The 12181-nt window shown below is 60.3% G+C and carries 8 protein-coding genes; 4 read left to right on the plus strand and 4 right to left on the minus strand.

Annotated features, from left to right (window positions below; all coding sequences use genetic code 11):
* Window positions 1-109 precede the first annotated feature (109 nt).
* From gltB to hemE, 3 genes are all read left to right on the plus strand, one after another.
* Window positions 110-4555 (plus strand): glutamate synthase large subunit, encoded by a 4446-nt coding sequence (gene gltB, locus EIY71_RS25955; protein ID WP_085746421.1) that lies wholly within the window; start codon window positions 110-112, stop codon window positions 4553-4555.
* A gap of 33 nt (window positions 4556-4588) precedes the next feature.
* On the plus strand, window positions 4589-6007 hold the full coding sequence (locus EIY71_RS25960) for an FAD-dependent oxidoreductase (RefSeq protein WP_007909438.1): 1419 nt from the start codon (window positions 4589-4591) through the stop codon (window positions 6005-6007).
* Window positions 6008-6260: 253 nt separating this feature from the next.
* Entirely contained in the window at window positions 6261-7328 is a 1068-nt protein-coding gene (hemE, locus tag EIY71_RS25970; RefSeq protein WP_007952372.1) for a uroporphyrinogen decarboxylase, read from the plus strand.
* 71 nt (window positions 7329-7399) lie between these two features.
* Here the strand turns inward: hemE and EIY71_RS25975 are convergent, their stop codons facing one another.
* From EIY71_RS25975 to EIY71_RS25985, 3 genes are all read right to left on the minus strand, one after another.
* Window positions 7400-8044 (minus strand): retron system putative HNH endonuclease, encoded by a 645-nt coding sequence (locus tag EIY71_RS25975; protein ID WP_134023631.1) that lies wholly within the window; start codon window positions 8042-8044, stop codon window positions 7400-7402.
* Entirely contained in the window at window positions 8041-9309 is a 1269-nt protein-coding gene (locus EIY71_RS25980; RefSeq protein WP_134023633.1) for an AAA family ATPase, read from the minus strand. The genes EIY71_RS25975 and EIY71_RS25980 overlap by 4 nt, the downstream gene beginning before the upstream one ends.
* A gap of 77 nt (window positions 9310-9386) precedes the next feature.
* Window positions 9387-10664 carry an MFS transporter gene (locus tag EIY71_RS25985; RefSeq protein ID WP_134023635.1) on the minus strand — a complete coding sequence of 426 codons (1278 nt, stop codon included), beginning with the start codon at window positions 10662-10664 and terminating at the stop codon, window positions 9387-9389.
* A gap of 118 nt (window positions 10665-10782) precedes the next feature.
* Here EIY71_RS25985 and EIY71_RS25990 point away from each other — a divergent pair, with 118 nt between their 5' ends.
* Entirely contained in the window at window positions 10783-11679 is an 897-nt protein-coding gene (locus EIY71_RS25990; RefSeq protein ID WP_085746425.1) for a LysR family transcriptional regulator, read from the plus strand.
* Here the strand turns inward: EIY71_RS25990 and EIY71_RS25995 are convergent, their stop codons facing one another.
* Entirely contained in the window at window positions 11680-12117 is a 438-nt protein-coding gene (locus EIY71_RS25995; RefSeq protein WP_134023637.1) for an excinuclease, read from the minus strand.
* Window positions 12118-12181: the final 64 nt, after the last annotated feature.

Raw genomic sequence — 12181 nt, forward strand, 5'->3', positions numbered from 1 at the left:
GACCACCCTTTTGCCCCCGCTAAGCCGGCGTACGTTCGGCGCGAGATGCAAGTGGTTGAATTGAAAAGAAATTTGCCTCGAAAAGAGGCAGCCTGGTGAGAAAGTGTCTATGAAAGCAGGTCTGTACCAACCAGATGAATTCAAGGATAACTGCGGTTTCGGCCTGATAGCCCATATGCAGGGCGAACCCAGTCATACCCTTTTGCAAACGGCCATCGAGGCCCTGACCTGCATGACCCACCGCGGTGGGATTAATGCCGACGGCAAGACCGGTGACGGTTGCGGTCTGCTGATTCAAAAGCCCGACGCGTTCCTGCGTGCCATTGCCCAGGAAACCTTCAGCGTCGAGCTGCCCAAGCAATATGCCGTGGGCATGGTCTTCTTCAATCAGGATCCGGCCAAGGCCGAAGCCGCTCGCGAGAACATGAACCGCGAGATCCTGGCCGAAGGCCTGCAACTGATCGGCTGGCGTAAAGTGCCGATCGACACCAGCGTCCTCGGCCGCCTGGCCCTTGAGCGCCTGCCACAGATCGAGCAGGTGTACATCGGCGGCGAAGGCCTGAGCGATCAGGACATGGCGGTCAAGCTGTTCAGCGCCCGTCGTCGTTCGTCGGTGGCCAACGCCGCCGACACCGACCACTACATCTGCAGCTTTTCCCACAAGACCATCATCTATAAAGGCCTGATGATGCCGGCCGACCTGGCCGCGTTCTATCCGGACCTGAGTGACGAGCGCCTGCAAACCGCAATCTGCGTGTTCCACCAGCGCTTCTCCACCAACACCCTGCCGAAATGGCCGCTGGCCCAGCCATTCCGCTTCCTCGCCCATAACGGCGAGATCAACACCATCACCGGCAACCGCAACTGGGCCCAGGCCCGTCGCACCAAGTTCACCAACGATCTGATGGATCTGGAAGAACTCGGCCCGCTGGTCAACCGTGTCGGTTCCGACTCCTCGAGCATGGACAACATGCTTGAGCTGATGGTCACCGGCGGCATCGACCTGTTCCGTGGCGTGCGGATGATCATTCCGCCAGCGTGGCAGAACGTCGAAACCATGGACCCGGATCTGCGTGCGTTCTACGAGTACAACTCGATGCACATGGAGCCGTGGGACGGCCCGGCCGGCGTGGTAATGACCGACGGTCGCTACGCGGTGTGCCTGCTCGACCGTAACGGTCTGCGCCCGGCGCGCTGGGTCACCACCACCAACGGTTTCATCACCCTCGCGTCGGAAATCGGCGTGTGGGACTACAAGCCTGAGGACGTGATTGCCAAAGGCCGTGTCGGCCCGGGCCAGATCTTCGCCGTGGACACCGAAACCGGGCAGATCCTCGACACCGACGCGATCGACAACCGTCTCAAATCCCGTCATCCGTACAAGCAATGGCTGCGCAAGAATGCCCTGCGCATCCAGGCGACCATGGAAGACAACGACCACGGTTCGGCTTTCTACGACGTCGATCAGCTCAAGCAGTACATGAAGATGTATCAGGTCACGTTCGAAGAGCGCGATCAGGTACTGCGTCCGCTTGGCGAACAAGGCTACGAAGCCGTTGGCTCGATGGGCGACGACACGCCGATGGCCGTGCTGTCCCAGCGCGTGCGCACGCCGTACGACTATTTCCGCCAGCAGTTCGCGCAGGTGACCAACCCGCCGATCGACCCGCTGCGTGAAGCGATCGTGATGTCGCTGGAGATCTGCCTCGGTGCCGAGCGCAACATCTTCCAGGAATCGCCGGAGCACGCTTCGCGCGTGATCCTCAGCTCGCCGGTCATTTCCCCGGCCAAGTGGCGCTCGCTGATGAACCTCGACCGCCCGGGTTTCGAGCGGCAGATCATCGACCTCAACTACGACGAAAGCGTCGGCCTCGAAGCGGCGATCCGCAACGTCGCCGATCAGGCTGAAGAAGCCGTGCGCGCCGGTCGTACCCAGATCGTACTGAGCGATCGCCATATCGCTCCTGGCAAACTGCCGATCCACGCCTCGCTGGCCACCGGCGCGGTGCACCACCGCCTGACCGAAAAAGGCCTTCGCTGCGACTCCAACATCCTGGTTGAAACCGCCACCGCACGCGATCCGCACCACTTCGCCGTGCTGATCGGTTTCGGCGCCTCGGCGGTCTATCCGTTCCTCGCGTACGAAGTGCTGGGCGACCTGATCCGTACCGGTGAAGTGCTGGGCGACCTCTATGAGGTGTTCAAGAACTACCGCAAAGGCATCACCAAAGGTCTGTTGAAGATCCTGTCGAAGATGGGCATCTCGACCATCGCGTCCTATCGCGGTGCTCAGCTGTTCGAAGCCATCGGCCTGTCCGAAGAAGTCTGCGACCTGAGCTTCCGTGGCGTGCCGAGCCGCATCAAAGGTGCGCGTTTCATCGACATCGAAGCCGAGCAGAAAGCACTGGCCACCGAAGCCTGGAGTCCGCGCAAGCCGATCCAGCAGGGCGGTCTGCTGAAGTTCGTCCACGGTGGCGAATATCATGCGTACAACCCGGACGTGGTCAACACCCTGCAAGCCGCCGTGCAGCAGGGCGACTACGCCAAATTCAAGGAATACACCTCGCTGGTGGACAACCGTCCGGTGTCGATGATCCGCGACCTGTTCAAGGTCAAGACCCTCGACACGCCGCTGGACATCAGTGAAGTCGAGCCGCTGGAATCGGTGCTCAAGCGCTTCGACTCCGCCGGTATCTCGCTGGGCGCCCTGTCGCCGGAAGCTCACGAAGCCCTGGCCGAAGCCATGAACCGCCTCGGTGCGCGTTCCAACTCCGGCGAAGGCGGCGAAGACCCGGCGCGCTACGGCACCATCAAGAGCTCGAAAATCAAACAGGTCGCGACCGGCCGTTTCGGTGTGACCCCGGAATACCTGGTCAACGCCGAAGTGCTGCAGATCAAGGTCGCCCAGGGCGCCAAGCCGGGCGAGGGCGGGCAACTGCCGGGCGGTAAAGTGAACGGGCTGATCGCCAAGCTGCGTTACGCAGTGCCGGGCGTGACCCTGATTTCGCCACCGCCGCACCACGACATCTATTCGATCGAAGACTTGTCGCAGCTGATCTTCGACCTGAAACAGGTCAACCCGAAGGCGCTGGTTTCGGTGAAACTCGTGGCTGAAGCGGGCGTCGGCACCATCGCCGCCGGTGTGGCCAAGGCCTATGCGGACTTGATCACCATTTCCGGCTATGACGGTGGCACCGGTGCTTCGCCGCTGACCTCGATCAAATACGCGGGCGCTCCGTGGGAACTCGGCCTGGCCGAAACCCACCAGACCCTGCGCGGCAACGACCTGCGCGGCAAGGTTCGGGTACAGACCGACGGCGGCCTGAAGACCGGCCTCGACGTGATCAAGGCAGCCATCCTCGGCGCCGAAAGCTTCGGCTTCGGTACTGCACCGATGATCGCGCTGGGCTGCAAATACCTGCGTATCTGCCACCTGAACAACTGCGCCACCGGCGTCGCGACTCAGAACGAGAAGTTGCGCAAGGATCACTACATCGGCACCGTCGACATGGTGGTGAACTTCTTCACCTACGTCGCCGAAGAAACCCGTGAGTGGCTGGCCAAGCTGGGCGTGCGCTCCCTCGAAGAGCTGATCGGCCGTACCGATCTGCTGGAAATCCTCGAAGGCCAGACCGCCAAGCAGCATCACCTGGATCTGACTCCGCTGCTCGGCAGCGACCACATCCCGGCGGACAAGCCTCAGTTCTGCGGCGTCGAGCGCAACCCGCCCTTCGACCAGGGCCTGCTGGCCGAGAAAATGGTCGAGATGGCGACGTCGGCGATCAACGACCTCAGCGGCGCCGAGTTCGATCTGGACATCTGCAACTGCGACCGTTCGATCGGCGCACGGATCTCCGGCGAAATCGCGCGCAAGCACGGCAACCAGGGCATGGCGAAAGCGCCGATCACCTTCCGCTTCAAGGGCACTGCCGGTCAGAGCTTCGGCGTGTGGAACGCCGGCGGTCTGAACATGTACCTTGAAGGCGACGCCAACGACTACGTCGGCAAAGGCATGACCGGTGGCAAGCTGACCATCGTGCCGCCGAAGGGCAGCGTTTATAAGACTCAGGAAAGCGCCATCATCGGCAACACCTGCCTGTACGGCGCCACGGGCGGCAAGCTGTTCGCCGCCGGCACCGCAGGCGAGCGTTTCGCCGTGCGCAACTCCGGTGCCCACACGGTCGTGGAAGGCACTGGCGATCACTGCTGTGAGTACATGACCGGTGGTTTTGTCTGCGTTCTGGGCAAGACCGGTTACAACTTCGGCTCTGGCATGACCGGCGGTTTCGCCTACGTGCTCGATCAGGACAACACCTTCGTTGACCGGGTCAACCACGAACTGGTGGAAATCCAGCGGATCAGCGGCGAGGCGATGGAAGCCTATCGCAGCCACCTGCAGAACGTGCTGAACGAGTACGTCGCGGAAACCGACAGCGAGTGGGGTCGTGAGCTCGCCGAGAACCTCGATGACTACCTGCGTCGTTTCTGGCTGGTCAAGCCGAAGGCTGCCAACCTGAAGTCGTTGCTTTCCAGCACTCGTGCCAACCCGCAGTGATATGCGCCTGAAGAGTTTGATGAGGTTTTAACAATGGCTGAACGTCTGAATAACGACTTCCAGTTCATCGATGTCGGGCGCAAGGATCCGAAGAAGAAACTGTTGCGTCAACGCAAGAAAGAGTTCGTGGAAATCTACGAACCGTTCAAACCCCAGCAGTCGGCCGACCAGGCCCACCGCTGCCTGGGTTGCGGCAACCCGTATTGCGAATGGAAGTGCCCGGTGCACAACTTCATTCCGAACTGGCTGAAGCTGGTGGCCGAGGGCAACATCCTCCAGGCCGCCGAGCTGTCGCACCAGACCAACACTCTGCCGGAAGTCTGTGGCCGGGTGTGCCCGCAGGATCGTCTGTGCGAGGGTGCCTGCACCCTCAACGACGGTTTCGGTGCGGTGACCATCGGTTCGGTCGAGAAGTACATCACCGACACCGCGTTCGCCATGGGCTGGCGCCCGGACATGTCCAAGGTCAAACCGACCGGCAAGCGTGTCGCGATCATCGGTGCAGGCCCGGCGGGCCTCGGTTGTGCCGACGTGCTGGTGCGTGGTGGCGTGACCCCGGTGGTGTTCGACAAGAACCCGGAAATCGGCGGTCTGCTGACCTTCGGCATCCCCGAGTTCAAGCTCGAGAAGACCGTGCTGAGCAATCGCCGCGAAGTCTTCACCGGCATGGGCATCGAGTTCCGCCTCAACACCGAGGTCGGCAAGGACGTGACCATGGAGCAACTGCTCGCCGAATACGATGCCGTGTTCATGGGCATGGGCACCTACACCTACATGAAAGGCGGTTTTGCCGGTGAAGATCTGCCGGGCGTTTATGACGCGCTGGACTTCCTGATCGCCAACGTCAACCGCAACCTGGGCTTTGAAAAGTCGCCGGAAGATTTCGTCGACATGAAAGGCAAGAAGGTAGTGGTGCTGGGCGGTGGCGACACGGCGATGGACTGCAACCGCACGTCGATCCGCCAGGGCGCCAAGTCGGTGACCTGCGCTTATCGTCGTGACGAAGCGAACATGCCCGGCTCGCGCAAAGAGGTGAAGAACGCCAAGGAAGAAGGCGTGAAATTCCTCTACAACCGCCAGCCGATCGCCATCGTTGGCGAGGACAAGGTCGAAGGCGTGAAAGTGGTCGAGACCCGTCTCGGCGAGCCGGACGCCCGTGGCCGTCGCAGTCCCGAGCCGATCCCGGGCTCCGAAGAGATCATCCCGGCCGACGCCGTGGTCATCGCTTTCGGTTTCCGTCCGAGCCCGGCGCCGTGGTTCGAGCAGTTCGAGATCCAGACCGACAGCCAGGGCCGTGTCGTTGCGCCCGAGCAGGGACAGTACAAGCACCAGACCAGCAACCCGAAAATCTTCGCCGGTGGCGATATGGTGCGCGGTTCCGACCTGGTGGTGACGGCGATCTTCGAAGGCCGCAATGCAGCTGAAGGGATTCTGGATTACCTGGGCGTCTAAACCCGGATCCTGAGCCAAAAGCAATAAGCCTGTGGGAGCGAGCCTGCTCGCGATGGCGGTGAATCAGTCACCAGACGTATTGGCTGACAATCCGCTATCGCGAGCAGGCTCGCTCCCACAGTTGTTTCTCGCTGTTGCTGATGCCCCGTATTTATTGCGACAAATTGACCCGATAGACAAAAGGCTGACCTGCATCCGTGCCTTTTGCGTCGCGCTCTGAGAAAATGCCCGCACTTTTTTTCCGGATGCCGACATGACTGCCCTGAAGAACGACCGTTTCCTCCGCGCCCTGCTCAAGCAACCCGTAGACGTCACCCCTGTGTGGATGATGCGCCAGGCCGGCCGCTACCTGCCGGAATACCGCGCCAGCCGCGCCCAGGCCGGTGATTTCATGAGCCTGTGCATGAATCCGGAATTCGCCTGCGAAGTCACGCTGCAACCGCTGGACCGCTATCCGCAACTGGACGCGGCGATCCTGTTCTCCGACATCCTCACCATTCCCGATGCCATGGGCCAGGGCCTGTACTTCGAGACCGGTGAAGGTCCGCGCTTCAAGAAAGTCGTCAGCACCCTGGCCGACATCGAAGCCCTGCCGATCCCGGATCCGCACAAAGATCTCGGTTATGTGATGGACGCGGTCAGCACCATCCGCCGCGAGCTGAACGGCCGTGTACCGCTGATCGGTTTCTCCGGGAGCCCGTGGACCCTCGCCACGTACATGGTCGAAGGCGGCTCGTCGAAAGACTTCCGCAAGACCAAGGCGATGCTCTACGACAACCCGCAAGCCATGCACCTGCTGCTGGACAAGCTGGCGCAGTCGGTGACTTCTTACTTGAACGGCCAGATCCAGGCCGGCGCGCAAGCGGTGCAGATCTTCGATACCTGGGGCGGCAACCTGTCGGCGGCGGCGTATCAGGAATTCTCCCTGGCCTACATGAAGAAAATCGTCAGCGGCCTGATCCGCGAGCACGACGGTCGCAAGGTGCCGGTGATCCTCTTCACCAAGAACGGCGGCCTGTGGCTGGAAAGCATCGCCGACGCCGGCGCCGACGCACTGGGTCTGGACTGGACCTGCGACATCGGCAACGCCCGCGCCCGCGTCGGCGACAAGGTCGCGCTGCAAGGCAACATGGACCCGACCGTGCTGTACGCCAAGCCGGAAGCGATCCGCACCGAAGTCGGGCGCATCCTCGCCAGCTACGGTAAAGGCAGCGGCCACGTGTTCAACCTCGGCCACGGCATCACCCCGGAAGTCGACCCGGAACACGCCGGCGCGTTCCTGCGTGCGGTGCATGAGTTGTCGGCGCAGTATCACGAGTAATCGGCGCTCAGCGCTAAAGGTAGAAAACAAAAACGCCCGGCTTATGCCGGGCGTTTTTGTTTGCGATGGGTTTAGCGTCCGAGGAGTTGTTCGGCGTAGCGGGCGATGATGTGGTCGAAGGGTTTTTGATTGGGAATCGCGGTATTTCTGATCGCCGTCACCAACCGCTCAAGCTCTTCCTCGCTGATTTGCATGACGAACTCATCATCGAAGAGGCGGCGGATTGTGTCCTGCCGTCGATTTTTGAGGTAGGGGATGTGTAGCGCCAATACCTCGATCATCTTTGTGGCGGGAAGGTCGTCAGAGTCCTTCGGCTGGATTTCGCCGGTTCGCAGATATCGGAAGCGCTGTTCACAGTTCTCGTCAGTGGGAGAAATGTGTTGGTTTTCGTCGAACCAGTTGCCCTTCTTATGGCCGCAGTGCAACGGATTGCCGGGCTTGGTTTCTCGCAGGCAGGAGGCATGAAGGTTGTGAAACTCCAACGCCAGCTCTTCGAAATGCTCTTGAGGTCTGAAGTGCTCGATATGGCTGGTCGAGGCATCTATTTCCCGGCCGCAATAACAGCAGAAAAAGCCTTGCTCCTTAAGCAGGGCATTATGCAAATCGCGTTTTTGCGGGTTTTGTAGCGTTGGGTAAGTTGGGCTCCACTCGTCGTTCGCCGAGCTTTTCCAATCTGTAAATGAAGCGGGTTCAGTTCCTTTGAGCACTCGCTTCATTTGCCGAGAATCTCCTTGCGCCTGATCAGTGCTTCGGCGCCGGCGAATTCCGGTAGGTCGGGGGCTTTCTTTTTCAGCGCCTCAAGTTGTGATTTTGCCTTTTCGAGGTCGTTGTCTTCCAACGTGGAAAAAAGCTCGGACAGCAGATCTTCGATCTCTGGTTCGCGCTGCGTAACGCCCATTACCTCTTCAAGCACGCTGCTGGAATCCAGACCGTAGGTGACCCGCGGATGAGTAGGATCCCCGTTGTGCAACACGATGACTTCCTCAGGCTTCAGGCTGCCGATGATTTGTGGGGAATGGCTTGCGGCGATGAACTGGACTTTGGGGAATGTCTGTCTCAATGCCGGGGCGATGCTGCGTTGCCAGGCTGGATGCAGATGGATATCCAGTTCATCGATGATCACCACGCCGGAGGTGTTTTTCAGAACGTCCTTACCCATGTGGGGGTTGAGGATGCACATGCGGCGAGCGATATCGGCGAACAACGCAACCATCCCGCGCTGACCATCGCTAAGCTCATTGAAAGGAGTGGTCTTTCCATCCAGGTCGATCAACAAGCTTTGCAGCCGGAGGTCATAGCGAAAATTTTGTGCGTGGGGAATAGCGCGCTCGATCGCAGTGTTTACCCAGTAAAGTTCGTCGTCGAACTCAAGTGACTGGGTGTTGGAATCAAGGAGGTTCTGCATCCGTTCGAGCGTTCTACCGATTAACCAACTTTCAAATTCTCTGAGATCCGCAACTGCATCGAACCAATTAACGTAGGCATCGAAGCGCGAGACGCGTTGTTTCGCGGCGAACTCAGCAGATACTCCTACCCCTTGCCAGCGGCGATTGGAGCGATAGAAAGCAAGCACAGGCAAATCGACTGGAATGGCCAGGTTGATTTTCTGTTTTAGTTTGTCTATCTCGGCGTCGAATACTGAATCTACAAGATGGGGCAAGTCTTCTGCATCTCGTTTCAGGACCCAGTCTGTAGTTCCGAAGAAACTGCCTATGCCATGTACCAGTAATGGGAACTTGCGCTCAAAGCGGCTTCTGTTTTCAAAACGATCTATGACAAAGCGAATGTCTTCATTTTTTATAGAGGTCTGACTTGGCTTCATGGCATTGCCGAGTTCGATGAACGAAACGGCAACCGCCTGCAACAACGAACTCTTCCCGCTCCCATTAACCCCCACCACCAGATTGAATCCCGGCTGAAAGTCGAACGTGACATCTTCGTAGCAACGAAAATTCTGAATGTGGAGACGGTCCAGGCGCATTCTGGCTTCCTTTACCAAAGCAGGCGAATGCCGTCAGTGTACCTTGGCCCGTGATTACCGCTAGGGCGCAGTTGTCGCTAAACCTTTTCGCCACCACCCAGCGGCGGCAGCTTCGCCAGCTTCAACGCCACCAACAGCGCCACCAGCAACAGCGCGCCGATGAACAGGCCGATCCCGTTCCACCCGGCCAGGTGCCAGAACACTCCGCCGGCCGTCCCCGCGATGCTCGACCCGGCGTAATAGCTGAACAGGTACAACGACGACGCCTGGCCCTTGGCCTTGAGCGCCCGGCGGCCGATCCAGCTGCTGGCCACCGAGTGCGCGGCGAAGAAGCCGAAGGTGAAGATCAGCATGCCGATGATCACCAGCGGCAGCGGTGTGAACATCGTCAGGGCGAGGCCGGCGAACATCAGCGCGATGGTCGCCCACAGTACTTTGCGGCGACCCAGTTTGTCGGCCAGCGAACCGATTTTCGCCGAGCTGTAGATACCCGACAGGTACACCACCGACAGCAGCCCTACAAACACTTGATCCATGTGGTACGGCTCGGCCAGCAGGCGATAACCGATGTAGTTGAACAACGTGACGAACGCGCCCATCAGCACAAACGCCTCAAGGAACAGCAACGGCAGGCCGGCATCGCGAAAGTGCATGGTGAAGCCGTCGAGCAGGCTGCGCGGATGCAGCGAGCGGGAGCGGAAGTTGCGCGATTCCGGCAGGATTTTCCAGAAGACCGCCGCCGCAATCAGCGCCAGGCCGCCGATCACCATCATCGCTGTGTGCCAGCTGACGAAGTCGATCAGCACACCGGTGATCAACCGCCCGCTCATGCCGCCAATCGCGTTGCCGCCGATGTACAAACCCATCGCCAGCCCGATGTGCTGCGGATGGATTTCCTCGCTCAGGTACGTCATCGCCACCGCCGCCAGGCCACTCAATGACAGCCCGATCAGCGCACGCATGATCAGCACGCCGTGCCAGCTCGGCATCATCGAACTGGCGATGGTGCATAGCGCAGCAGCAAACAGCGCGGCGACCATCACCGGTTTGCGCCCGACCCGATCGGAAATCGGGCCGGTGATCAGCAGACCGAACGCCAGCATGCCGGTGGCCACCGACAGGATCAGGCTGCTCTGCGCAGCGTTGATCGAATACTCGTGGGACAGCAGCGGCATCATCGGCTGCACGCAGTACAGCAGGGCGAAGGTGGCGAAGCCGCCACTGAACAGCGCAAGCACCGTGCGCATGAACGCGGGCGTGCCTTTCTCGATGTAGATCTCTTGCAGTTCGGTCAGCACATCGTCCGCCGAAGCGGGCGGGACTTCATGGGCCAGTGGAGCGACGGCGGTTTTCACATCAGACCTCGGAGGGCGCGGGCAGGCAGGCAATGAAAAAATCATATAGCTGGCTAATGTTTCTATCCAATATATTGTTCGACCTGTTTGATAGCTTTCACGACCTAATGGGGTGTTCATGGAATTGCGTCATCTGCGCTACTTCATCGCCGTCGCCGAAGAACTGCACTTCGGCCGCGCCGCGCAGGTACTGGGCATCTCCCAGCCACCGCTGAGCCAGCAGATCCAGGCACTGGAACAGGAAGTCGGCGCGCGACTGTTCGAGCGTACCAATCGTCGGGTCGAGCTCAGCGAGGCCGGGCGGTTGTTTCTGGAGGAAGCACGGCTGGTGCTCGCACAAGTCGATAAAGCGGCCGACGTGGCCCGCCGTGCACAGCTCGGCGAGCTGGGAGAGTTGAAGATCGGTTTCACCTCTTCGGCGCCGTTCAACTCGACCATTCCCCAGGCAATTTTTTCCTTCCGCCAGCGTTTCCCGGCCGTGCACCTGAACCTGCGCGAGATGAGCAGCACCATGGTGGCCGATGCGTTGGTGGACGAATCGATCGAGGTCGGCATCATGCGCCCGCTGGGCCTGCCGGATTCGCTCAGCGTGGTCGAACTGATGCGCGAGCCGCTGGTGGCCGTGCTCAGCTCCAAACATCCGTTGGCGCAGGGCTCTGAAGAGGGGCTGTTCCTCTCGGCGCTGGCCCTCGAGCCGTTCGTGTTCTTCCCGCGCAGCTACGGCAGTGGTCTGTATTCGCAGTTGATCAGTCTGGCCCGCGATGCCGGGTTCAGCCCGCACTTCGCCCAGGAGGCCGGTGAAGCCATGACCATCATCGGCCTGGTGGCAGCGGGTCTGGGCGTGTCGGTCATGCCGGCGTCGTATCAGCGGATGCGCATCGACGGCGTGGTCTACCGACCGCTGCTCGATCCCGAAGCCGTGACGGCGGTGTGGCTCGTGCAGCGCAAAGACCAGAAATCACCGATGGCCAAGGCGTTTGTCGAACTGCTCACGCGCAAGCTTGAAGCCGGTTGATCAGGGCAGCCGCACCAGATCACCCTTCAACGCCACTCGCGTCACAAACACTCCGGCCCGACATTCGTAAGTGTTCAGATCCTTGCGCACATGCTGGTCGTAGTAGCTGACGATGTTGGTCACCGCATTCGCCCCGACACGCTTGGCCTCGGCCTGCAGCGCAATCAGATTCGACTGCAACACCCACTCGCAGGAGTCGTGATCGCTCTTGTTGAAGCCGTTGGTCTTCAAATCGCTGACCACCCCGCGCCGCAACAACCGCTGAGTGCCCTGAGGCCCGTTGCCGACCAGATAAAACTTCACACTGCCATCCAGCCGCCCGGCGCGCATTGCATCCGACACGACTGTTTCGAACGGCATGTACATCAGATTGGTGGCGTGGCTGGCACTGGGGAGCAGGCCGAGAAGGGCGGCGGTGATCAGGGCTTTCGCTTGCATGGTCGTCTCCTTGACGGTGAAAGAGAACCGCGAGTACTTGACCGACCGGGCTCGCCGTTCCGGC

The organism is Pseudomonas sp. CH235 (assembly GCF_004368175.1).
Classification (GTDB): domain Bacteria; phylum Pseudomonadota; class Gammaproteobacteria; order Pseudomonadales; family Pseudomonadaceae; genus Aquipseudomonas; species Aquipseudomonas paraglycinae.